Here is a 22,991-nt window from a genome sequence, read left to right on the forward strand (position 1 = left end):
TCCAATCGGAGGCCCCACGATTTCGCGAAATGTTTGCTACTCGATCCGCACCGTGACGAACCGCAATTCGCCGGTCTTGTTGGAGATCATCAGCAAGGCGTTGCGACGCCCGTCGGCCTTCAGCTCCTCGATGCGAGCGGTTACGTCCTCGGGTGTCTTCATGGCTTCCTGGCCGATCTCCACGATCACATCGCCTGCCGTAATCCGCCGCTCGGCAGCGGCCGAGCCCTGGGCGACCTCGGTGATGACGACGCCTTCGACATCGTCGCCAATGCCGAAGCTGCGGCGGTTCGGTGCCTCCAGCAAGGCGAGCTTCATGCCGAGCACTTCGTCGGGTTTCGACAGCTCAGCCGCCGGTGGCTCCGCCTGGTCGGTTCCTTCCTGGCTACCCGCACCGCCTTCGCCTTCCGTCGCCGGCGCGTCGTTCGGGGACGCAGGCGCATCGTCCGTGGACGTCTCGGCACTTGCAACGTCCGAATCTTCCAGCCGGCCGAGCGTGACCTGAACGGTCATCTCCTTGCCGTCCCGTATGACGATGACATCCACGGCCTTGCCGACCGGGCTTTCGGCAACCACCCGCGGGAGATCGCGCATCTCCGCCACGTCGCGACCGTCGAACTTGGTAATGACGTCGCCGGATTTGATCTCACCCTTCGAAATCGGGCCGCCTTCGATGATACCGGCAACCAGCGCGCCGCGCGGCGTATCCATGCCGAGGCTTTCGGCAATATCGTCGGTAACCGGCTGGATGCGAACGCCGAGCCAGCCGCGCCGGGTCTCGCCGAAATCCTTCAGCTGCGTAATGACGTTGGAAGCGAGCTCCGTGGGCACCGAAAAACCGATGCCGATCGAGCCGCCGGAAGGCGAGATGATCGCCGTGTTGATGCCGATCACCTCGCCCTTCATGTTGAACAGAGGTCCACCCGAGTTGCCGCGATTGATGGCGGCATCCGTCTGGATGAAGTTGTCGTAAGGGCCGGCATTGATATTGCGCCCGCGGGCCGAAATGATGCCGACGGTCACCGTACCACCCAGACCGAACGGGTTGCCGATCGCCATCACCCAGTCGCCGATCCGCATCGTGCGGCTGTCGCCGAGCGGCACGGCCGTCAGAGGCTTCTTCGGCTCGACTTTCAGCACCGCAAGATCGGTCTTGGTATCGGTTCCGATCAGCTTCGCCTTCAGCTTCGAGCCGTTGGCGAAGTTGACCTCGATATCGTCAGCCCCCTCGATGACGTGGTTATTGGTGACGATATAACCGGTGGGATCGATAACGAAGCCAGAGCCGAGCGATTCGACCTTGCGGCCCGGCGCGCCCTGCCCGTTCTGCCCCTTGAAGAATTCATCGAAGAAATCCTGGAACGGCGACCCCTGCGGCACCTTCGGCATCGGTGCGTCGTCGTCCGTCTTCACGTTCTGAGAGGTGGAGATGTTGACGACGGCATCCAGAAGGCCGGCCGCGAGATCGGCCACGGAGTCCGGGCCCTGCGCGGCGCGTGCCTGCGGGGCGATGGACGGCGAAGGCTGCGGCGGTACGGGAAGCGGCCCGGTGGCCGCTGGCGGCGCGATCGGTTTGGCGACCTGGGCCGCCGCCTCGAATGGGCTTGCGAGAACGAGAGCCGTCGACAGGGCAAGCGCCGCCGTCCGGGTGAAGCTGGAGCGGTGTGATCCCATGAAGTCCTCGTTTCGGAAAGATAAGCAGTCGGTTCGCCGGCACCTTACCGGCACGACGGCGGAAGGAAAAGCCTCGGGCAAACGAGACCAGACAAGCCATGGCCGCAGCACAGGGAAGCCACATACAGAGGCCGACGCTTTTACGGCGCATGAAAGCGAAGATAAGGCGCGCGCCCTGCCCGTCCAGTCATCTTTTCGTTATGCATCGCCTGCGATGAACCACCGCATCAGATCCCATGCCGAAGCCCTTGCGCGGGATCCTTCCGAGCGTCATAAGCGGCGAAACACACACGCAGGCGCGGGGGCGCGCCAGAGGAGATACAACCATGAGCATCGTCGTCAGGGACAGCAACGGAACCGAACTCGCCGATGGCGACTCGGTGACACTGATCAAGGACCTCAAGGTCAAGGGCACCTCGGTCACGCTGAAGCGCGGGACGCTGGTCAAGAACATTCGCCTGACGGACGATCCGGCAGAAGTCGAGTGCAATGCGGAAAAGGTCAAGGGTCTCGTGCTTCGCACGGAGTTCCTAAAAAAGGCCTGATCGGGCTAGGTTTCGCCGCGCCCGTGATCAGCCCGCTCAGACCATGACCTCATGGCCGTGGGCCTTGAGCGCGGCAACCGCCTTGTCGAGGTCCGAGCCGAGGATGAAGATATAGTCGGTGCTGAAGGTCGAGTTCGCAAACAGCCCGACACCCGCCGTCGATAACGGCTCCAGCACCGACGACAGAATGCCTGGAATATCGAACGCGAAGTGTTCCTCGATCCTGAGGCACCGCCAGCCATTCGAAGAAATCACACCTGTCGGCACGCGTGCGGCACGACAGACGAGCGTCATTTCCTCGCGCGACGAGGAGACCGACCAGAAGCCGGCGCCCGGCAGCCATTCCGGCAGCGGCGAGCCGACATTCAGCCGGGTGATCGAATATTCGGCTTCAACCAGCCGGATCAGCAGTTTGCGAGACATTCATACCCCTCGATACGCCGGCTCCGGATCGAAGGCTTCCGACATCGGGCCTGACGGGCAGCAAGCGTGTGGACGTAACGTCTGCTGCACACCAGCAGCAGGTTAAACCATTCATTGAGGGCCGGACATGGGAGATGCACCGCCCTGCAGGCTTTGCCCTGCCATCCCGAGCGCATGCCGTCAAGAAAGAAGGGGCCGGCATTGCTGCCGGCCCCTTCTTTTATCCTGTGGTTCTTTTTCGCTCAGTTCGCAGCCGGCGCCGCCAGGGGGGCGGGAGCAGCAGGTGCCGCAGACGGCAGGGGGGCGCCCTGAGAGCTGTTGAAGAAGCGGAAGAACTCCGAGTCAGGCGAAATCACCAGCGTCGTATCCGGGCTTGCAATCGCAGAACCATAAGCGGTCATCGAGCGGTAGAACTCGAAGAAGCCTGGATCGCGAGAGAAGGCATCGGCAAACACACGCGTCCGCTCGCCCTCGCCTTCGCCTCGCAGGATTTCCGCATCCCGCTGGGCATCGGCCACGATCTCGACGACCTGACGGTCGGCGATGGCGCGGCGGCGCTGGCTTTCCTCGTTACCGCGAGCGCGGATCAGTTCGGCTTCTGCGAGACGTTCCGCCTTCATGCGGTCGAAGGTCTGCTGCGAGACTTCCTGCGTCAAGTCAGTGCGGCGAATGCGAACGTCCTGAATGTTGAGGCCGAGCGATTCTGCATCGTTCTTCAGGTCGGCACGAACTTCGCGCATCATCGAAGCCCGCTCTTCGGAGAGAGCCGATTCGAAACCGCGAAGACCGTAGACCCGACGCAGCGACGAATCGAGACGCGTACGCAGACGGGCTTCGGCCGATGACCGGTCACCGGATACCGTTTCGCGGAAGCGACGCGGATCCTGAATGCGATAGACCACGAAGGCATCCACTTCGTAGAATTTACCGCCGGAAACCTGTACGCGAATGTTGTCGAGGTCAAACCGGAGGGCCTGATCCTCGACATACTGGACGCGATCGGCGTCCATGAAGGCGAAGGGCAGCTTGAAGTAGAGACCCGGTTCGGTCTTCACGTCCTGGATCTGACCGAAGCGGACGACGACAGCCTGTTGACGCTCGGTCACGACGAAGACCGAGGAATAGACGACCATCAGGATGACCGCCAGAGCGATCAGGAAGTAGGGAAGACGGCTATTCATCAGTTGCTTCCTCCGACCTGCGGGGCCGGTCGGCCGATTTCAGTGAGCGGCAGATAGGGCAGCACGCCCTGGCCATTCTTCTCGTCCAGAATGACCTTCTTGGACTTGCCGAGAACCTCCTGCATGGTTTCCAGATAGAGGCGCTTGCGCGTCACTTCGGGAGCCTGCGCATAGGCATCATAGACCGAGACGAAGCGCTGCGCCTCACCCTGGGCTTCCTTGACGACGCGGTCCTTGTAAGCCGCCGCCTCTTCGCGGTTCTGAGCCGCCTGACCGCGGGCCCGACCGAGCACCTGGTTGGCGTACTGGTTGGATTCCTCGACGAAACGATCCTCGTCCTGCTCGGCGCGCTGCACCTCGTCGAACGCGTCGGCAACCTCGCGCGGCGGAGCCGCATCCTCGATTGCGACCGTATTGACGGAGATACCGGCGCCATAGGTGTCCATGGTTGCCTGGATCGTCGCCTTCACGTCCTGCGCGATCGCCTGACGGTTGTCGCGAAAGATATCCTGTGCAGGACGACGGCCGACGACCTCGCGCATGGCGCTTTCGGCGACCTGCTGCAGGGTGTTTGCGGGATCTTCGACGTTGAAGAGGTAGGCCTTTGGATCGGTGACCGAGAACAGGACCGAGAACTGGACGTTCACGATGTTCTGGTCGCCCGACAGCATCAGGCCGGCCGACGAAGGATCTGCCGAGACCGACTTGCTGCCGATATTCTGCTGCTGCTCGGTGACTTTGACCAACTCGACGGTTTCCAGCGGCCAGAAGTGATAATGCAGGCCCGGCATGGAGATCTCTTCCTTCGGCTTGCCGAAGCGCATCTCGACACCACGCTCGTCCGGCTGGACGGTGTAGACGGAATTGATGAGGATGAAGCCGATGATCAGCAGGCCGATAATAGCCGCCACACCACCATTGAAGCCGCCGGGAACGACGTTCTTCAGCTGGTCCTGACCCCGTCGCAAGATTTCTTCGAGGTCGGGCGGACCGCCATTGCCGCGGCCACCGCCGCCGCCACGCGGACGGTTGGGACCCTGGCCCCATGGGCCTTTGTTTCCACCACCGCCACTACCGCCATTGCCGCCGTTACCGCCGCCGCCCCAAGGACCGCCGCCGCCGCCGTTCTGATTGCTCCAGGGCATTCATACCTCTTTCGTTAAACTCCCGCCTCCGGCAATCGGCGGAACCGATTGGGAAGTGAACCCGTTATAGGTATCGCCCCGAAGCCTTTCAACGCGGCGCGTCATAACTTTGGCGTTAACAAGGCAATTTCGTTCTGTTTATTGCTAAAGTTCGAGCGAACCGCCATCGTTACGCGCGGCGACCACCCGTGCGCCGTTGCCAGGTCGTGAAGACGACAGCATGCGTATCCTTCTCCCCACGCGGCGGAGCCATCTCGGAAACCTTCTCGAAAATGGCGGTGTCGATCGCTGGAAAGACCGTATCGCCGTCGATATCGGCATCGACCACCGTCATGTGAATGACATCGGCAATGGACATCGCATCGCGATAGACCTGCCCGCCGCCGATGACGCAGACCTCGTCCACGCCGAGAGAGGCCGCCTTCTCCCTCGCCAGCCGCACGCCATCATCCAGCGATGCGACCCGCTCGGCGCCCTCCGCGACAAAGCTCTCGTCGCGCGTGATGACGATATTCGGGCGACCGGGTAGAGGCCGGCCGATCGATTGCCACGTCTTCCGGCCCATCACCACCGGGCGACCGAGCGTCAACGCCTTGAAATGCTTGAGATCGGTTGGCAGCCGCCACGGCATATCCCCGTCCCGGCCGATCACATCGTTCCGCGCGGCCGCCACCACGATGACGACCTTGGCGGCGCTCATACCGCGATCGGCGCCCGGATCGCCGCATCGGCCTCATAGTCTGCCAGCTCGAAATCCTCGTAGCGGAAAGCGAAGAGGTCTTTCACATCGGGATTGAGTTTCATGATTGGCAACGTCTTGGGCGTCCGGGTCAACTGAAGCCGCGCCTGTTCGAAATGGTTGCTGTAGATATGCGCATCTCCGAGCGTGTGCACGAAATCGCCCGGCTTCAGCCCCGTCACCTGCGCCACCATCAGCGTCAGCAGCGCATAGGAGGCGATATTGAACGGGATACCGAGGAAGATGTCACCCGAACGCTGGTAAAGCTGGCAGGACAGCTTGCCGTCCGACACGTAGAACTGGAACAGGCAGTGGCACGGCGGCAGCGCCATTTCGTCCACGAGCGCGGGGTTCCAGGCCGAGACGATGTGGCGGCGAGAGTGCGGATTGGTCTTCAACCCCTCCACCAACTGCGCGATCTGGTCGATATGCCGACCGTCGGGCGCCGGCCACGAACGCCACTGATAGCCGTAGACCGGCCCGAGATCGCCCTCACGATCGGCCCATTCGTCCCAGATGCTGACGCCATTTTCCTTGAGATAGGCAATGTTGGTATCGCCGCGGAGGAACCAGAGAAGCTCGTGGATGATCGAGCGCAGATGCAGTTTCTTGGTCGTCAGAGCCGGAAAACCGTCCGCGAGGTCGAACCGCATCTGGTATCCGAAGACCGAGCGCGTCCCCGTCCCCGTCCGGTCGCTTCGGTCGGAGCCGGTGTCCATGACATGGCGAAGGAGGTCGAGATACTGTTTCATGATCGGCATGTCCGCAAACTTTGAGTCCGCATAAGAATAAGACCTGCGGTGCGGCGGCGATAGAGCCCTCTTTCCGTTGTCCCTAGCTTCCGCCGCCTGTACGGATCTAAGCATGTCGGTCGCGGCATCTGAGGGGGAGCGACAGACCCTCGAGCAACGGTCACAGACCTGACATTCACGACATTTATAATTTTCGAAAGAACGTCGGAACTCTTTGACCTGAAGCGCGTTCCCCGGCACCTTCCTCATACCCTTCATCCGGGCGACGAGACCTCCCGGCGTTCGCCCGCCTTGCATCCTCCGTGTTCGAAAGCGCGCCCATGACCGTCCGTTACAAGCTTGGCTGCACCCTCACCTATGACGTTCGCGAACCGACCGTTTTCATCTTCAACCTTGAAGTCGCCAAGCTGCAGCGCCATCACGATCTGGTGGAAACACTGACGATCAATCCGAAGACGCCGCGCTGGACCTATACGGTGCCCGAAGAGCAGAACCGCTACTTCAAGATCGACGTCGCCCCCGGCCCGCTCGAAGTGAACTACGCCGCCGAGGTCACGCTCGATGTCTTCCGGGCGGATCCCGCCACGATCAACGAGACGCCCCTGGCGGACATCCCGCTCGACATCATGCCCTTCCTTCTGCCGTCGCGCTTCGTCTCGTCCGACCGTCTCGCGGCTTTCGCCCTCCGCGAATTCGGCTACCTGCCCAGGGGGCATGAGCGGGTAACGGCGATCTGCAACTGGATCTACAACAATATCGACTACCAGCGCGGTTCTTCCAATGGTCAGACGACGGCGGATGAAAGCCTGCTGCTGCGCGCCGGCGTCTGCCGCGATTTCTCTCATATCGGCATCGCCTTCTGCCGGGCACTTGGCATCCCCGCCCGCTTCGTCAGCTGCTATGCCTACGGCCTGCGTCCGTCCGATTTTCATGCCGTCTTCGAGGCCTATCTCGATGGCCGCTGGTGGCTGTTCGATGCAACGCGCCAGGCCAATCTCGATGGCCTTGTGCGCATCGGCGTCGGGCGAGATGCCGCGGAAATCGCGTTCTGCACACCTTTCGGCCTGATGGACCCCGGCGCCGTCGATATCACCATCGAGCATGCGGACGGCTCGGCCGAGCAACCCGGCAGGACAATCGACGCCATATCGACGGACGACCGGATCGAGATCGCCGAAATCGAACAGGACGCCGCCTGATCGCTGCGGCCGGCAAGACGGAAGACATACATGTGACAGGGCACCACGTTTTTCCGCGGCGGTGCCCTTTTTCCATGCGCTTTGCCCTTTTCATCGGCTGCGGGAACGCCTATATCTCTCATGTCGTCGCAAGGCGGCTATGGCAATAAACTGTCGGTGTAATAAACCTATTGGACCCGGGGGCGGTACCCGGCGCCTCCACCAAAAACCGGCCCGAAGATGTTCTTGAAACGGGGCATTCGAAGGGCGAAAGCCTTAGCGGCCGGCTTTTGATGGGGGCGAAATAGGATCGACAAGGGCGTAAAGATCGAACTTTTGCTCGGCATTGTACCACCGTTATCGGGCTTAAACAGTAGTTGCAAACGACAACTATGCGGAAGCTCGTCTCGCTGCTTAATCGCGGTGTGACACTTCAAATCAAGTCCTTCCGGTTCGCACCGTAAGGCGGGGTTCGGAGGTACCTGGCAACAGAAACCTCCACTTCCTCCCCAACAGACGACATGCATCCGCAGCCCTGATCAAGGGTGCCTTGGCATGCCTACCAATTCCCGACCTCCGTCCACTGCGCCTTGAAATCGTCCATCAATAGTGCAAATGGTTTCATAGACGAGGCATTGTCCGATGCCGCCCGCGCGGCAGACGGCAGTGCGCACTGAAACAGCTAGACAAGACGGGGATCCGATGGGCCAGGACCATATCCGCTACGACATTCTCGCACAGGACGCGCTGCGTGGCGTTATCCGCAAGGTTCTGAGCGAAGTTGCAGCGACCGGCCATCTTCCGGGCGATCACCACTTCTTCATCACATTCCTGACAGGCGCGCCGGGCGTGCGGATCTCCCAGCATCTGAAATCCAAATATGCCGAGCAGATGACCATCGTCGTTCAACATCAGTTCTGGGACCTGAAGGTCACGGAATCATTGTTCGAAATCGGCCTCTCCTTCTCGGATACGCCGGAAAAGCTGGTTATTCCGTTCAACGCGATTCGCGGCTTCTATGACCCGTCTGTCAATTTCGAGCTGGAATTCGATGTCGCCGTCGCCGAGGACGAGGATACGGAAACGGAATCCGCCGAGATCACCGCATATCCCGGCGTGACCGCGGAGCGTCCCGTTATGATCGTCGAAGGTGACGAAGATACGGACGCGGAGGCGCCGAAGACCGATGACGGCAAGCCCGGTGCTTCCGTGGTGTCTCTCGACGCTTTCCGCAAGAAGAACTGACACTTCATGGCCGGCGACGTCGTCAATCTCCGACAATTTCGCAAGCAGAAGACCCGCTCCCGGGACGAGAAGGCGGCGGAACAGAACCGCATTACGTTCGGCCGTACCAAGGTCGAGAAAACGCTGACGAAAGCGCTGAACGAAACGTCCGAGCGCCGGCTGGATCAAGGCCGGCTGGAGACGCCAGCCAAGGGCGACCGGCAGGACAAGGACTGATCCCGCGACGGGCTGACGTGCTGGCGTCACCCGGTATCAGCGACGAACAAGCCGCTCCAACGGCACGGCCCCCATGCTGAAAAAGCACTCTGCTACCCTTCACGGCCACCGCACGAGCTTTTCGCTGGAAGACCCCTTCTGGCAGGAGCTGAAAGCCATCGCTGGCGCCCGCGCCATACCACTTGCCCGTCTCATCGCGGAGATAGACGATGCCCGGCCAGCCGACAGCAACCTGTCCTCCGCATTGAGAGTATACGTTCTTGCCTGGGTGAAGGCGCCGGATGCCGCCTCTCCAACACCCCAAGGCGAGACGGCAGACCGGACCTGAAGGTTGCGGTGACTGCAATTCTTAGAACCGGCACATCAAAGATGCTTCAGCGCTATGCATACCGCTCCTGCGCGTGCCAAGCGTCTCGGGCCGACTATTGCGGTGTCACACCCGGCAATGTCTGAAAGTTCAGCCTGTCCGGTGGTGTACCCGGCGCCGATAGCGTGCCGCCGCGCTCCACCTGTTCACCGGGATCGACCGGCATCAGACGTCGCTGGCGTTCTTGTTCCGCCGCCCGTGCTGCATCACGCGCGTCTGCCGCGGCCTTCTTTTCGGCGGCCATGCGTTCCGCCTGCGCGGCCCACTGGTCTGCAATCGCCTTGGCTTCCGCCGCAGCCTTGGCGGCGGCAGCTGCCCGCGCTTCGGCTTCGGCCTTCTGCCGCGCCGCCTCCTCACGCGCAAGCGCACGGCGCCGCTGCTCTTCTGCGGCACGCACGCGGTCCGCCTCGCGCTGATCGGCCTGCGCCTTGTAGAGAGCGGCTTCCCGGCGCAGGCGCTGCTTCTCCAGCACGTTGGCCTGGAGGATTTCCACCCCACGCCGCTCGCGCTCGAAGGCGCGCAGCGACAGAAAGCTTGCAAGTTCTCCCGTCTTCAACTGGAAGCCCGGTGTATCCAGTGCGCCGGTGTAGGAGAGTTCCACCTGTGGTTCGGCACCTGCAACCGTCTGGTCACCGGCATTGAAGACGACCTGCAAGGCGGCATTCAGCGTCTGGTCCGGCAGCGATACATCCGCATTGCCCGTCACCGTCGCACCTTCGACCTTTGACGTCACGTTCTGCGCGCGCAACGTACCGCCCGCGATGCTGAAGGGCACCTTGACCGTACCAAGCGCTGCGTCGCCGGAGAGAATGGCCGGACGGGCGATCGGCTCCACGGCGGCAGGCGTAATCTCGCCTTCAAGGCGATCGGCACCGGCAAGAATTGCAGGCATCGCGCCGACATTCAGTCCGCGAACGGTCAGATCCGATAGATTGACGGCACCGGAGCCGCTCGCCGACTCCGCCATGCCCCTCGCCGTCTTGCCGGACGCTTCGAGCGCCAGCGACAGATCGAACCGGCCGTTGGCAACCGAGGCGCCGGATGTCTTCCAGGCTGCCGCCGAGAGATCGCCACCTGCAAGATCGACCCGGGCCTGCAAAAATCCGGACCCGTTGCCGTTACCCAGCAACATCCGTCCGGACATCTTTCCGCCGAGCCATTCGCCGGCAGCATCCGTTATTTCAAGCTGATCGCCTTTCCAGACGACTTTGCCGATCAGGTTGGAAATGGCGCCGTAGACACCGGGCCAAACCTGCTTTGCGGTGAGGTCGAGCGCGATAACGTAGCCGCTCCACGCCACCGGCGCGACCGGGGAGGTCGCCAGTGTTCCCTCGAGCGGATCCTGCACGGGGCCGAGCAAGCCCTCCGCTGCCCATGCAAGATCAAGCGTATCGACGGCCAACTGACCTGTGGCCTTGCCGGTCACGGTGCGGTCGAAGGCAATCTGACCCGTAAAACCGTTTCGGTCCGCCTTCCCTTCCAAGGCGGAAAGCGTCACTGCCTCCGGCGTCACGGTCACGTCGCTCTTCAGGCTCAGCGGCAGGCCCGTGCCCGTCTGCGGCAGCGCGATGCCCTGCACCAGCAGAAACGGCTCGAAATCCTGGCTTTCCAGCGTCAGCTTCGTCTGCCCGCTAAGGAAGCGGTCTCGCGACAGGTCGATCTCGCCGCTGGCGTTGAGCGCCGTTTTTTCCGTCGTGAAACTCAGCGTCCCCGAGGCCTTGTCGCCTTCCGTGCTCTGCAGCTTGATAGAAAGGAGACCGTTGGCATCCGTGTCGAACGGCAGCGGATCGAAACCGGCCTGCCCGAGCAGCGCAAGACTGGAAGGATTCTCCAGGGTCGCCTCCAGGAAGATGCCTTGGCCTTCGAGCGCCTGCGCGATCGTTGGCGCCTGGTAGTTCGCCGCGACCCGGCTGCCGCCGGCCGTGCCGACAATGCCGAACGTCACGGGTGCATCGCCCTCGCGGCTGCCGGCCGTCAGCGTCACGTCCAGCGCGGCATCATTGTAATATCCGCCGCTGCGGGCGAGCCGCGCGAGGATGGGATGAGCTGCCGCATGCCGCTCGACCATCTGGAAGAACGAGGTCATGTCGGGCGCCGCGATCTTCATCTTGGCGGAAACGATAGGTGCGGCCAGCGTGCCGCCAAGACGGCCGGAGGCCGCGAGCTGCGCACCGGCGATGCTGCCGATGGATGCGCGTTCCGCCTGCAACTGCCCGTTCTTCAGCGTTGCGACCAGTTGCACGTCCCGCGCTTCCTCGCCGAACGCCAGCAGGGTGTCGGCCGAAATATCGGCGGCGATGGTGTGCGACAGAAGCGTTTCATAGGAGGCATCACCCGCAACGAGCCCGGTCAACGCCTGTAGCGCTTCCAGATCGATGCGATTGCCCTTCAGTTGAAGGGAAAGCGTCGGGGGAACGCCGTTCAGCGCCTGCCGCTCCACGCGGCCATTGAGCGTTGCCGGACCTACCGCAACTTCCAGACGCTCGAACTGTTGCAGCGTATCCGTCAGGTTGACGGTCGCGGAAAAGCCGGCCGTGCGAAGGCGGCGGATGGCGGGATCGACGGAACCCGCCAGCCAGGAGGCAAGCCCCGAAGGCTGGTTTGAGGCGACCAGAAGGTCCCCACGGAAAGCGCGCTGGCCGGAAAGGTTCAGCCGCCCCTTCGCTTCGAGTTGCGTCCGGCCGGGAAACTGCGCCACGGCGTTGTCGATCATCCATCCCGCGCCATCGGGGCGAAGGTCAAGCCGCACGTCGCGCACGGTCGTGTCGCCGATGACGATGGCAGGAAGTTTGAGGCTCGCCCGGCCCGGCACCTGTGGAATGGGAATGTTGGCAACGATCTCCATCATGGCGGAAAGTCGCTGACGGATCGAGATTGCGGGATCGCGCCCGGTCTTGCCGGCCGCGCCCGTATTGCCGCCGATACGGCTGACGTCGATCTGCTGTCCGTCTGCCAGAAGCAGGAACTCCGGGACCTTGCCGGTATCGAGCGTCGCCTCGCCGGTCACGAGGTAGGGATCGTCCCGCGGGCCGACCTCGACCCGATAGTCCGGCACGCGGATCCGGTCGTTGGTCAGTTCGAATTGTCCGTTGATCCTGAGCGCAGCCGCATCGTCCTCGCGCTTCTGCGCATCGGCCGGCCGGTTCTCCGTCATGGTGAATTTGCCCTGATAGACCGGGCGAAACTCCACAATCTTCAGTTCGCCTTCGAGATCGACGCCGAAAGGGCGCTTGTCGGGCGTCAGCCGCGCCCGCAGCGGCAATCCACCGCCTTCCAGCGGCTCGCTGCTGGAGAAGGAGAAACTGCCGGCTTCTCCATCGAGCGCCGCCCGCCCCTCGACCTTCCATGGCCCGGCAAGCGTGCGGGCGGAAAGATCGGCGTTCAACCCCGTTATTTCACGCGTCCGCCCGGTCTGCTCGTCGATGAACTCGATCTCGCCATCGGTGATCTCGACGTTTTCGAGCACCACTGTCTTTGCGGGGATCGCGGCGCGGCGACCACGCGCCCAGTCGAGCGTACCATCCGGCAGCAGACGCATCTTCGCCTTCGGCTTGTCCAGCCGCATGTCGAAGATCAGCGCCTCGCCTGAAAGGAACGGCGCAAGCTCGGCATCCATGGAGAAATGCTCGACTTGCACCAAAGGCGCGCCGGCTTCGGTCTCGCCGATACGAACGTCGTTGAGAGTGACAGAGGGAAAGGGGATCAGCCGCGCATCGACACTGCCATGCACGACCACCGGCTGCCCGATGATGCGGCCGGCTTCACGCTCGAAGTCCTTTCGGAAATCCGTCCAGTCGATGAACAGCGGCGCGATCAGCGCAGCAAACAGCGCGAGCACAAACAAACCGCCGACGATGACGAAAATACGCGAAAGCACCGAGCCTTACGTCCTGTCCGATCCTGCCACGAGCCCACAACGAGCCGGTGTATCCTTTTGGCCTTACCGCCCTGCACCCCGTGTCGTTAACGACGTCGAGATGCCGGCCGGCGCGCATCAAATATCTGCCGTCATTCCCTTGCAGGCGAGGCACCGCGCAGGCGATGCAGTAGCATGGCACGGCGGCGAATTCTCGTTCTTCACGTAAAAATCTTACCCGGATTGAAGATTCCCTGCGGGTCTATAGCCCGCTTGACCTGACGCATCAGGTCCAGCGCATCGCCGAGCTCCGCCTCCAGAAACGGCACCTTGCCCTGCCCGATACCATGCTCGCCCGTACACGTTCCGTCCATGGCCAGCGCCCGCGCATTCAGCCGCTCCACGAACGCCTCTGCCCGATCGACATAGGCCGGATCCTTGTCGTCGAACAGGAGGCCGACATGAAAGTTCCCGTCGCCGGCATGGCCGACGATGGGCGCGATCAGGTCGTTCGCGGCGATATCCTCGCGCGTCGCCTCGACGCATTCCGCCAGGCGCGAAATCGGCACGCAGACGTCTGTGGACAACATCGCGAAGTCCGGCCGCAACGCCTTCTGCGCCCAGTAGGCGTTGTGACGCGCCTTCCAGAGCACGGCTCGCTCATCGGCATTCGATGTCCAGCTGAAGTTACCGCCGCCGAACGCCTCGACGATCTCGGCAAAGGCGGTGGATTGCATCTTTACGCTTTCCGCGCTTCCATGGAACTCGACAAAGAGCGTCGGCATTTCCGGCAGGTGGAGACCGGAATAGGCATTGCTCGCCTTCACCTGCGTTTCATCCAGAAGCTCGATCCGCGCGACAGGAATACCGGACTGGATGGTGAGAATGACCGCGTTGCAGGCGGAACCGACATCCGGGAAGGAGCAGACGCCACCTGCGATCGTTTCGGGAATACCGTGCAGCCGCAAGGTAACCGAGGTCAGCACGCCGAGCGTTCCCTCGGCCCCAACGAACAGCCGCGTAAGATCGTAGCCTGTCGAGGATTTGCGCGCCCTGCGCGCCGTGCGGATCTCGCGCCCGTCGGCGATCACGGCTGTCACCGCGAGAACGTTTTCCCGCATGGTGCCATAGCGCACCGCATTGGTGCCCGAGGCGCGTGTGGATGCCATGCCGCCGATCGATGCATTGGCGCCCGGGTCGATCGGGAAGAAAAGCCCGGTCGCGCGCAACTCCCTGTTCAGTTCCTCCCGCGTGATGCCCGGCTCGACCGTGCAATCGAGATCGCTTTCGTTGACGGAGAGGACGCGGTTCATGCGGCTCATGTCGATGCTGATGCCGCCATGGGGCGCATTGACATGCCCTTCAAGCGACGAACCCGTTCCGAACGGGATCAGAGGGACCCGGTTTTCTGCGGCGACCCCGACAATCGCCTGAACGTCGGCACTGGTTTCCGGAAACACCACCGCATCCGGCAGCTGTGCCGGGATATATGTGGTCGTGTGCGCATGCTGAGCCCGGATCGCGTGGCCCGTCTGCAAGTGCTCGCCGAACCGGCCCTTCAGCGCTGCAATCGCCTCGACGATGCCTGTCTCGTTGCGAACGCCCGACCTGATCGCTTTGAGAGCCATCGACCGCATCCTCCACCGCATGCTCTTGTCTGCGGTCCTGCTGAAATATCAATGCCCTACTGTAGAATCCGGAATCACTTTGTCCAGCACCTCCTTCGTCGCACGAGCATCACGCCGCATTTCGGAAGCGCGTGGCACGCAAGCGCCACAGGTGCGTCGATTCGGAACAAGATATTGCGCGCACGATCCTATTCCGCCGCGCGCAGCGTCTCCTGCGGCTCGACCTCCTGAATGCCGTAAGCCGCATCGAGCTCGCGCTGAAGCCGCCTCTCCTCATCGACCTGCGGCTTGGAAAATCGTGCGATAGCGAGATAGGCGACCGGCGTGAGGTAGAGCGTGACGACCGTCGCAAGCCCGAGGCCACCGACGAGCACCCAGCCGAGCGCGACGCGCGCCTCCGCGCCAGCGCCGCTGGCAAGCACGAGCGGCACGGCGCCGACAATGGTCGCGATCATCGTCATCATCACGGGACGAAGCCGTATGTTCGAAGCATTCTCGATCGCCTCGCGCAGCCCCTGCCCGCGATCTCGCAGCTGATTGGCGAACTCGACGATCAGGATGCCGTTCTTCGCCATGATGCCGACCAGCAGAACCAGCCCGATCTGGCTGTAGATGTTCAGCGTGTTGCCCGTGAGGATCATCGCAAACACGGCGCAGGCGAGCCCCAGAGGCACCGTGGACATGATGACGAGGCCGCTGATCAGGCTTTCGAACTGGGCGGCCAGCACGAGGAAGATGATGACGATGGCAAAGCCGAAGGTGACGAACAGCGCGCCCGAGTTCTCGTTGAGGGTCGCGGCTTCCGCCAGCGGCACCACGCGGGAGCCGGCCGGGAGCAGCGGCTTGGCCACCTGCTCGGCATAGGCAAGCGCCTCGCCAAGGCCGATGCCGGGCGCAAGCCCCGCAGAGAGAGACACGGCGCGTAGCTGCGATTCGCGCGAAAGCTGCGGTGCGACCGCCTGCTCCTTGACGCTGGCGATGGACGACATCGGCACGATCTTGCCATCGGCCGTCTTGAGGAACAGGTTTTGCAGGTCGGTCGGATCGTTGACCGGATTGGTGGTCGAGAGCAGCTTTACCGGATAGGCCTCGCCTTCGACATAAACGTCGATGACGCTGTTGCCGTCGAGCATGGCCTGAAGCGCCGCCGACAAGCCGTTGATATCGATGCCGAGGTCGGAAGCCCGCTCCCGGTCGATGGTCACGGACAGCTGCGCCTGGTTCGCCTCGTAGTTCAGGCGGACGTTTTCAAAGCGGCCGCTATCCTCCATCTGCCGCACCAGCTTGGCGGCGGCATCGCCGAGCGCGGTATAATCATTGCCGACCAGCGCCAGTTGCAGACCGTTGCCGGCGCCGCGAATGCCAAGGCTGTTTGGCTGGACCGGAAACACGCGGATCGACGGAATCTCGGCTGACAGGCGCGAGATCTCGCGCGAAATCTGCTGCTGCGTCCGCTCGCGATCACCCCAGGGCGACAGCGATATCACCATGAAGCCGTTATTCACCGAACCACCCTGCCCCGAGATGGAATAGACATTGGCGATCTCGCCGGCCTTCACCATCGGCTGCAAGGCATCCTCCACCCGGCGCATCTGCGCCTGCGTGTAATCGAGCGAGACACCCTGCGGCGCCTGCATCCGCAGGAGGATGCGCGCCCGGTCCTCCGTCGGCGTGAGTTCGGACGGGAGCGTCGTGAACGCGATGCCGCCGGCAATGACGACCATGACGGCGACAAGAAACACGACGAGCGGCGAATCGAGACAGGCCTTCAGCGAGCGACGATATCCCCGCGCGAACATGCCGCCGAGACGGCCCAGGAAACCGCTATGGCCATGCCCGTCATGCTGCGCCTTCAGCATCCGCGATGCGAGCATGGGGCAGAACGTCAGCGCGACGAAGGCGGAGAGAATGATGGCGAAGGCTAGAACGAAACCGAACTCGCGGAAGAGACCACCCGTCTGCCCCGGCAGGAAGGACAGCGGAATGAAGACGGCCGCAAGCGTCGCCGTCGTCGCGATGACCGCGAAGAAGACTTCCAGAGTCCCGAGAACGGCGGCCGCCCGCGGCCCCATTCCCTCGCTTCGCCGTCGCACGATGTTCTCCAGCACGACGATCGCATCATCCACAACAAGGCCGGTGGCCAGCACGATCGCGAGCAGGGTGAGAATATTGATAGAGAAGCCGGCCATATAAATGGCGGCGCAGGTGCCGATCAGCGCGATCGGCATGGTGAGCACGGGAATGAGCGTCGCCCGCCAGTCGAGCAGGAACATGTAGATGACAACCGTCACGATGATGACGGAGGCGACGAGCGCGATTTCCACCTCGTGGATGGCGCCCTGAATGAAGACGGCATCGTCACTGGTAATGGTGAGTTCGGTGCCCGGCGGCAGGATCTTGCCGATCTCGGCCACTGTCGTCTTCACGCCATTCGATATGTCCAGCGTGTTCGACTGCGCCTGCCGGATGATGCCGAGGCCGATCCCCTGCTTGCCGCCCGAGCGGAGCGACGATGTCCCGATATCGGGGCCCATCGTCACCGTCGCAACATCGCCGAGGCGCACATTCGACCCGAGAATCACCTTCTCGAACTGCTCCGGCGTCTGCAGGTCGGCGGTCGCGCGGACGGAGAGATCCTGATTGGCGCTGGTGAGCGACCCCGCGGGAACGTCGAGCGAAGCGGTGGCCAGCGCCGAGCGCAGGTTGGCCACGTTGAGGCCGCGCGCTGCAAGCTTTCCCTGATTGACGTCGATGCGGAAGATCTTCTCCTGATCGCCGTTCAGCTGAACATCGGCCACACCTTCTACGGAGGCGAGCCGGTCGGTCACCTCGTTTTCGGCCAGCAGCGTCAGGTCCTCCATTGACAGCGTGTCGGAGGTGAGCGCGAGGCGAAGGATCGGCTGGCTGTCCGCGTCGGCCTTCACGATCTGCGGCGCGTCGGCGCCGTCCGGAAGGTCGTTCGTCACGCGACCGAGCGCGTCGCGCACATCGTTGGACGCCTGGCCGATATCGGTCGTGTCGCTAAACTGAAGTGTAACCCGGCTCTGCGCATATTGCGAGGTGGACGAGATGTCCTTGATGCCCTGCACGCGCGACACAGCGCCTTCGATGACGGAGGTCAGCTCCCGGTCGACCGTTTCGGGCGCGGCACCTTCAAAGCGCGTATTGACGGACACGACCGGCTGGTCGACTTCCGGCAGTTCGCGGATCTCGACGCCGTTCAACGCTGCTAGGCCGGCGACGATGATCAGCGTATTGACCACAAGCGCGAAGATCGGTCGCCGGATGAAAAGGGCGGTAAAGCCCGCAGAGCCACCCGCGCCTGTCTCGTGAGCGCCGCTCATCGCGCCGCCTCCGCCGTCGTCACAGGTTGTGCGCTCGAAACCTTCTGGTCGGCTGCCTGCCCGCCGCGCGCCGGCGCATTGGCGACCTTCACCTCGCCGCCGTCCCTCAGCCGCTGTACGCCTTCCGTCGCGACCATGTCGCCCTTCTCGAGCTTGGCATCCACCAGCACCTTGTCCGAGTTGCGCTGGATGATCGTCACCGGAACGCGCTCGGCCTTGCTGTCCACCACACGCCAGACATAGGAGCCATCCGCGCTCCACTGCACCGCGAGCGGATTGACGGTGGGATAGCTGTCACCGGGGAAGCGGACGCTGACAGAGAAGGACATGCCGGCCCTCAGACTGTCGTCCGGATTTTCGAGGCGCGCTCGCACACGAAGCGTCCGGCTCGCCTGGTCGATCCGGTTGTCGATGGCGTGTATCGCCCCGGTGAGCTGGCGCGTCACCTGCGCGACCGCAACGGCGGAGACCTCCTGGCCGACCTTGATGTTGTTTGCGAACCGTTCGGGAACCCAGAAATCGACGAGGATCTGGGACCGGTCATCCACGACGGCAATCGGCGTTGATGTGGTCACGTAATCGCCGGGGTTGACGGTGATGATGCCGACGATGCCCTTGGAGGGAGCGACGATGTCGCGCCGCGTGAGATCGAGCTCAGCTGTCTTCAGCGCGAGTTCCGCCGCTTGTTCGGCAAACTCCGCTTCCCGCAGCGTCGCGATCGAAACCGCATTGCCGAGGCGGCGGTTACGCTCCACCTTGTCGCGTGCGGCATCCAGCTGCACCTTGGCCTGCGCAACGGCCAGCACCTGCTCGTCGCGGTCGAGCTTGGCGATCACCTGTCCCTGTTCGATGCGCTCACCGGATTTCACCAACACCTCCGTCAGGTTACCGGTCGAAAGCGGGGTCACGGTCACGGACAGGATAGCCTCGCCATTGCCGATCGCGTTCAGCCGATCGTTGACAAGCGCCGTTCCCGCAGCCTCCGTCACGACAAGCGGTGTCTGATTGCCACTACCTGCACGCTGGGCTCCCGCCTGCCCGGCTTTTTCCCGCCCCTTCTCGCCCGGCGCAGCCGATGGCGCGACCAGTGCGACCACGCTCCCGGGCACACCGACCGACACGAGCAACGGGCCGGCGGACGGGACAAAACGCACCCATGCGGCAAGGCCGACAAGGAGAATGACGAGGCTGAGGACCAGCTGTTTCCAGATCTGCATGCAGGTCTCCGAAGTCGGCATTCCCGGACAGGGTGATTGAGATAATCGGAATGCGGCGGTTTGTCCCAAAGTACCGGGCAGCGCGCATGTCACGCAATCCCGCATGCTTATCATTACGCAATTGTAATGATGATGGATTTCCTTGGTTCCGTCCATCTTCATCCCCAACGGCGCGGAATAAAAGAAGAACGCAATTCTGGCCTTTCGGACCCGAATCACTACATTGAGCCCCATGAGCAACGGTTTTGACGACATTCCCTTCTTCGACGAAGAACCAGCACGCGCGCCCGCAAGAGGCGAACGTCACGGAGCACCGTCTGCAACGGCACCCGATCGCCGCCCCGAAGGGACGCCGGGCAACGGCGGACAAGGTCCCTCCGGCCTTGCAGCCCGCGCCATGGCTGCCCGCGACCGTGACCGCGCGCCGGACTATATCTCGGGCCTGAACCCGGAGCAGCGCCTTGCCGTGGAAACGCTCGATGGTCCCGTCCTCGTGCTGGCCGGCGCCGGCACCGGCAAGACGCGTGTCCTCACCACACGCATCGCGCATATCATGGCCACAGGCCGTGCCTATCCGAGCCAGATCCTTGCCGTCACCTTTACCAACAAGGCGGCGCGCGAGATGAAGGAGCGTATCGGCGTCCTCGTCGGAGGCGCGGTCGAGGGCATGCCCTGGCTCGGCACGTTCCACTCCATCGGCGTCAAGCTCTTGCGGCGACATGCCGAACTTGCCGGTATTCGTTCAGACTTCACCATTCTCGACACCGATGACGTGACCCGCCTGATCAAGCAGATCCTGCAGGCGGAATCCATCGACGACAAGCGCTGGCCCGCCAAACAGTTCGCACAGTTAATCGACGGGTGGAAGAACAAGGGCCTGACGCCCGCCGATATTCCGGAAGGCGACGCGCGCGCCTTCGGCAACGGCAAGGGACGCGAACTTTATGCCGCCTATCAGGCGCGGCTTCGCACGCTGAACGCCTGCGATTTCGGCGATCTGCTGCTGCACCCCATCGCCATCTTCCGCAAGCATCCGGATCTGCTGCGCGAATATCACGGCCGGTTCCGCTATATCCTCGTGGATGAGTATCAGGATACCAACACTGCCCAGTATATGTGGCTGCGGCTTCTGGCGCAGCGACCGAGCCCTGCCAAGGGCGAACCGCGCACGGCCGACAACACGGTCAACATCTGCTGCGTCGGCGATGACGACCAGTCGATCTATGGCTGGCGCGGCGCGGAGGTGGACAACATCCTGCGCTTCGATAAGGACTTCCCCGGCGCGACCGTCATCAAGCTGGAGCGCAACTATCGCTCGACCGCGCATATCCTTGCCACTGCCGGCCATCTGATTGCCCATAACGAAGGACGCCTCGGCAAGACGCTCTTCACCGACCGCCATGACCCTGACGACCAGAAAGTCCAGGTTCACGCGGCTTGGGACTCGGAAGAGGAAGCCCGCGCCGTCGGCGAGGAGATCGAACAACTCCAGCGCGACAAGCACATGCTGAACGACATGGCGATCCTCGTCCGCGCATCGTTCCAGATGCGCGAGTTCGAAGATCGTTTCGTCACGCTCGGCCTCAACTATCGCGTCATAGGCGGTCCGCGCTTCTACGAGCGCATGGAAATCCGCGATGCGATGGCCTACTTCCGGCTGGTCTGCCAGGATGCCGACGACCTCGCTTTCGAGCGCATCGTCAACACGCCAAAGCGCGGCCTTGGCGATACCACCATCCGCCTGCTGCACGACTATGCCCGCGCCCGCGATATCCCGATGCTGGCCGCAGCTGCCGATATCATCGAAACCGACGAGGTGAAGGCCAAGGCGCGCAAATCGCTGTTCGACGTGGTGACCATGGTGCGCCGCTGGCAGGCGCTGCTCGAAAACACGCCGCACACCGAGCTTGCCGAAATCATCCTTGAGGAATCCGGCTACACCGACATGTGGAAGGTCGACAAGACGGCGGAAGCGCCCGGTCGGCTTGAGAACCTGAAGGAACTCGTGCGCTCGATGGAAGCATTCGAAAGCATGCGCGGCTTCCTCGAACATGTTTCGCTGGTCATGGATGCCGAGCAGAACGAGAACCTCGACGCCGTCAACATCATGACGCTGCATTCCGCCAAGGGGCTGGAGTTCGACACGGTCTTTCTTCCCGGCTGGGAGGAAGGCCTGTTTCCGCACCAGCGCTCGCTCGATGAAGGTGGACGCTCGGGGCTGGAGGAAGAGCGGCGCCTTGCCTATGTCGGCCTGACCCGCGCCAAGCGCCGATGCCACCTCTGGTTCGTCTCGAACCGCCGCATCCATGGCCTCTGGCAATCCACGATTCCCTCGCGCTTTATCGAAGAGCTTCCCGTCGATCACGTCGAGGTGGCGGAGATGGAGCAGTCCTATGGCGGCTATGGACGGGGCGGCTATGGCCAATCGCGCTTCGACAAGCAGGAACCGTTCCAGAACACCTATGCGACACCGGGCTGGAAACGCGCGCAGGCCAACAAGACGGACGCGACCCGCGACAACTGGGGCAACCGCTCCGGCGTCGCCATCGATCGCATCGGCTATGGCGAAAGCGGCCCGAAGGCCCGTACCATCGAGGGTGAGCTTACCGTCCGCTCGACGGTGGAGACACCTTCGAAGTTCGGCGTCGGCGACCGGGTGTTCCACATCAAGTTCGGAAACGGCAATATCGCGGGTATCGAAGGCAACAAGCTCACCATCGATTTTGACCGCGCAGGACAGAAACGCGTTCTGGACGGCTTCGTCGAGAAGGTGTGAGATCCTAGCGCTTGACCGCCAGCCAGATCACATGGCGTGCGCCGCCGCGCTTGCCGTTTGCCCGCGTTGAAACCGCTTCCGCCTCGAACCCTGCGTCTTTCAGCCGGCGTGTGAAACGCGGATCCGGCCCTGAGGACCAGACGGCCAGCACACCGCCCGGGCGAAGCGCTGTTTGCGCAGCGAGCAGCCCCTGATGGTCGTAGAGGCGATCGTTCGAAGCACGGGTCAGTCCGTCGGGGCCGTTATCCACATCGAGCAGGATTGCATCATAGGCAGAACGCGCGGCCGCAATGCATGCGCCCACGTCGCCGTCGTAGATCGTGACCCTGTTATCGTCGAGACAACCCTTGAACACGCTGGCCATCGGGCCTCGTGCCCATCGCACGACGGCCGGAACGAGTTCGGCGACCGTTACCGCAGCGTCTTCCGGCAGGATCGCAAGCGCGGCGCGGAGCGTGAACCCCATTCCGAGCCCGCCGATGAGAAAGGACGGTCGGGGACGATCGCCGATCCTCTCGCGTGCGAGGGACGCCAACGCCTCCTCGGAGCCGCTGAGACGGCTGTTCATCAGCTCATTATTGCCGAGCATGATCGAAAATTCCTGGCCTCGGCTTTTCAGCCGCAACTCGCCCGCATCCCCGGCGGCGGTTGTACCGGGAATCTCGGCTCTATCGATCTCGATCCAGGGAAGCATGGGCAAGGGTC

At 62.9% G+C, this 22,991-nt stretch carries 17 protein-coding genes and 1 other RNA gene; 7 read left to right on the forward strand and 11 right to left on the reverse strand.

Annotation, left to right across the window (positions count from 1 at the left end; genetic code table 11):
* Nucleotides 1-36 precede the first annotated feature (36 nt).
* Nucleotides 37-1,674 carry a DegQ family serine endoprotease gene (locus BSG19_RS01865; protein ID WP_092984297.1) on the reverse strand — a complete coding sequence of 546 codons (1,638 nt, stop codon included), beginning with the start codon at nucleotides 1,672-1,674 and terminating at the stop codon, nucleotides 37-39.
* Between the two features lie 326 nt (nucleotides 1,675-2,000).
* Between BSG19_RS01865 and BSG19_RS01870 the strand changes: the two genes are divergently transcribed.
* Nucleotides 2,001-2,219 (forward strand): alkylphosphonate utilization protein, encoded by a 219-nt coding sequence (locus BSG19_RS01870; RefSeq protein ID WP_092984299.1) that lies wholly within the window; start codon nucleotides 2,001-2,003, stop codon nucleotides 2,217-2,219.
* 36 nt (nucleotides 2,220-2,255) lie between these two features.
* Here the strand turns inward: BSG19_RS01870 and BSG19_RS01875 are convergent, their stop codons facing one another.
* The 5 genes from BSG19_RS01875 to BSG19_RS01895 form a co-directional block, all read right to left on the reverse strand.
* Nucleotides 2,256-2,642, reverse strand: coding sequence for an ACT domain-containing protein (locus tag BSG19_RS01875; protein WP_092984301.1), 387 nt, complete (start codon nucleotides 2,640-2,642; stop codon nucleotides 2,256-2,258).
* Between the two features lie 242 nt (nucleotides 2,643-2,884).
* Nucleotides 2,885-3,826, reverse strand: a complete 942-nt coding sequence (locus tag BSG19_RS01880; protein ID WP_092984303.1) for a protease modulator HflC — start codon at nucleotides 3,824-3,826, stop codon at nucleotides 2,885-2,887.
* Nucleotides 3,823-4,968 carry an FtsH protease activity modulator HflK gene (hflK, locus tag BSG19_RS01885; protein WP_092984305.1) on the reverse strand — a complete coding sequence of 382 codons (1,146 nt, stop codon included), beginning with the start codon at nucleotides 4,966-4,968 and terminating at the stop codon, nucleotides 3,823-3,825. Before hflK ends, BSG19_RS01880 begins: the two co-directional genes overlap by 4 nt.
* Nucleotides 4,969-5,137: 169 nt before the next feature.
* Nucleotides 5,138-5,668, reverse strand: a complete 531-nt coding sequence (locus tag BSG19_RS01890; RefSeq protein ID WP_092984307.1) for a dihydrofolate reductase — start codon at nucleotides 5,666-5,668, stop codon at nucleotides 5,138-5,140.
* On the reverse strand, nucleotides 5,665-6,459 hold the full coding sequence (locus BSG19_RS01895) for a thymidylate synthase (RefSeq protein WP_092984309.1): 795 nt from the start codon (nucleotides 6,457-6,459) through the stop codon (nucleotides 5,665-5,667). The genes BSG19_RS01890 and BSG19_RS01895 overlap by 4 nt, the downstream gene beginning before the upstream one ends.
* 320 nt (nucleotides 6,460-6,779) lie before the next feature.
* Here BSG19_RS01895 and BSG19_RS01900 point away from each other — a divergent pair, with 320 nt between their 5' ends.
* The 5 genes from BSG19_RS01900 (at nucleotide 6,780) to BSG19_RS01920 (ending at nucleotide 9,426) form a co-directional block, all read left to right on the forward strand.
* On the forward strand, nucleotides 6,780-7,658 hold the full coding sequence (locus BSG19_RS01900) for a transglutaminase-like domain-containing protein (protein ID WP_092984311.1): 879 nt from the start codon (nucleotides 6,780-6,782) through the stop codon (nucleotides 7,656-7,658).
* Between the two features lie 83 nt (nucleotides 7,659-7,741).
* Nucleotides 7,742-8,140, forward strand: a transfer-messenger RNA (tmRNA) gene (ssrA, locus tag BSG19_RS01905).
* A 199-nt stretch (nucleotides 8,141-8,339) separates the two neighbouring features.
* Entirely contained in the window at nucleotides 8,340-8,882 is a 543-nt protein-coding gene (locus BSG19_RS01910) for an SspB family protein (protein WP_092984313.1), read from the forward strand.
* Between the two features lie 6 nt (nucleotides 8,883-8,888).
* A complete protein-coding gene (locus tag BSG19_RS01915; protein WP_092984315.1) occupies nucleotides 8,889-9,098 on the forward strand; it encodes a DUF4169 family protein in 210 nt (69 codons plus the stop codon).
* Nucleotides 9,099-9,171: 73 nt separating this feature from the next.
* Nucleotides 9,172-9,426 (forward strand): ribbon-helix-helix domain-containing protein, encoded by a 255-nt coding sequence (locus tag BSG19_RS01920; RefSeq protein WP_092984317.1) that lies wholly within the window; start codon nucleotides 9,172-9,174, stop codon nucleotides 9,424-9,426.
* A gap of 94 nt (nucleotides 9,427-9,520) precedes the next feature.
* On the opposite strand, the gene BSG19_RS01925 is transcribed toward BSG19_RS01920, so the two are convergent.
* The 4 genes from BSG19_RS01925 to BSG19_RS01940 form a co-directional block, all read right to left on the reverse strand.
* A complete protein-coding gene (locus BSG19_RS01925; RefSeq protein WP_092984319.1) occupies nucleotides 9,521-13,342 on the reverse strand; it encodes an AsmA family protein in 3,822 nt (1,273 codons plus the stop codon).
* A gap of 200 nt (nucleotides 13,343-13,542) precedes the next feature.
* A complete protein-coding gene (locus BSG19_RS01930; RefSeq protein ID WP_092984321.1) occupies nucleotides 13,543-14,949 on the reverse strand; it encodes an FAD-binding oxidoreductase in 1,407 nt (468 codons plus the stop codon).
* A 188-nt stretch (nucleotides 14,950-15,137) separates the two neighbouring features.
* Nucleotides 15,138-18,293 (reverse strand): efflux RND transporter permease subunit, encoded by a 3,156-nt coding sequence (locus tag BSG19_RS01935; protein ID WP_092984323.1) that lies wholly within the window; start codon nucleotides 18,291-18,293, stop codon nucleotides 15,138-15,140.
* Nucleotides 18,290-19,510, reverse strand: a complete 1,221-nt coding sequence (locus BSG19_RS01940; protein WP_092984324.1) for an efflux RND transporter periplasmic adaptor subunit — start codon at nucleotides 19,508-19,510, stop codon at nucleotides 18,290-18,292. Before BSG19_RS01940 ends, BSG19_RS01935 begins: the two co-directional genes overlap by 4 nt.
* A 232-nt stretch (nucleotides 19,511-19,742) precedes the next feature.
* Here BSG19_RS01940 and BSG19_RS01945 point away from each other — a divergent pair, with 232 nt between their 5' ends.
* Entirely contained in the window at nucleotides 19,743-22,286 is a 2,544-nt protein-coding gene (locus BSG19_RS01945) for an ATP-dependent helicase (protein WP_092984326.1), read from the forward strand.
* A 4-nt stretch (nucleotides 22,287-22,290) separates the two neighbouring features.
* On the opposite strand, the gene BSG19_RS01950 is transcribed toward BSG19_RS01945, so the two are convergent.
* Nucleotides 22,291-22,980 (reverse strand): polyamine aminopropyltransferase, encoded by a 690-nt coding sequence (locus BSG19_RS01950; RefSeq protein ID WP_092984328.1) that lies wholly within the window; start codon nucleotides 22,978-22,980, stop codon nucleotides 22,291-22,293.
* Between the last annotated feature and the right edge of the window lie 11 nt (nucleotides 22,981-22,991).

This window comes from Rhizobium sp. NFR03 (genome assembly GCF_900111275.1).
Classification (GTDB): Bacteria; Pseudomonadota; Alphaproteobacteria; order Rhizobiales; family Rhizobiaceae; genus Ferranicluibacter.

What these genes read in the sequence shown, in the direction of transcription:
- hflK (WP_092984305.1), bottom strand. Translation starts at nt 4,968, where the DNA reads ATGCCCTGGAGCAATCAGAACGGCGGCGGCGGCGGTCCTTGGGGCGGC.
- BSG19_RS01930 (WP_092984321.1), bottom strand. Translation starts at nt 14,949, where the DNA reads ATGGCTCTCAAAGCGATCAGGTCGGGCGTTCGCAACGAGACAGGCATC.
- BSG19_RS01895 (WP_092984309.1), bottom strand. Translation starts at nt 6,459, where the DNA reads ATGAAACAGTATCTCGACCTCCTTCGCCATGTCATGGACACCGGCTCC.
- BSG19_RS01915 (WP_092984315.1), top strand. Translation starts at nt 8,889, where the DNA reads ATGGCCGGCGACGTCGTCAATCTCCGACAATTTCGCAAGCAGAAGACC.
- BSG19_RS01940 (WP_092984324.1), bottom strand. Translation starts at nt 19,510, where the DNA reads ATGCAGATCTGGAAACAGCTGGTCCTCAGCCTCGTCATTCTCCTTGTC.
- BSG19_RS01910 (WP_092984313.1), top strand. Translation starts at nt 8,340, where the DNA reads ATGGGCCAGGACCATATCCGCTACGACATTCTCGCACAGGACGCGCTG.
- BSG19_RS01950 (WP_092984328.1), bottom strand. Translation starts at nt 22,980, where the DNA reads ATGCTTCCCTGGATCGAGATCGATAGAGCCGAGATTCCCGGTACAACC.
- BSG19_RS01865 (WP_092984297.1), bottom strand. Translation starts at nt 1,674, where the DNA reads ATGGGATCACACCGCTCCAGCTTCACCCGGACGGCGGCGCTTGCCCTG.
- BSG19_RS01870 (WP_092984299.1), top strand. Translation starts at nt 2,001, where the DNA reads ATGAGCATCGTCGTCAGGGACAGCAACGGAACCGAACTCGCCGATGGC.
- BSG19_RS01935 (WP_092984323.1), bottom strand. Translation starts at nt 18,293, where the DNA reads ATGAGCGGCGCTCACGAGACAGGCGCGGGTGGCTCTGCGGGCTTTACC.
- BSG19_RS01945 (WP_092984326.1), top strand. Translation starts at nt 19,743, where the DNA reads ATGAGCAACGGTTTTGACGACATTCCCTTCTTCGACGAAGAACCAGCA.
- BSG19_RS01875 (WP_092984301.1), bottom strand. Translation starts at nt 2,642, where the DNA reads ATGTCTCGCAAACTGCTGATCCGGCTGGTTGAAGCCGAATATTCGATC.
- BSG19_RS01900 (WP_092984311.1), top strand. Translation starts at nt 6,780, where the DNA reads ATGACCGTCCGTTACAAGCTTGGCTGCACCCTCACCTATGACGTTCGC.
- BSG19_RS01890 (WP_092984307.1), bottom strand. Translation starts at nt 5,668, where the DNA reads ATGAGCGCCGCCAAGGTCGTCATCGTGGTGGCGGCCGCGCGGAACGAT.
- BSG19_RS01920 (WP_092984317.1), top strand. Translation starts at nt 9,172, where the DNA reads ATGCTGAAAAAGCACTCTGCTACCCTTCACGGCCACCGCACGAGCTTT.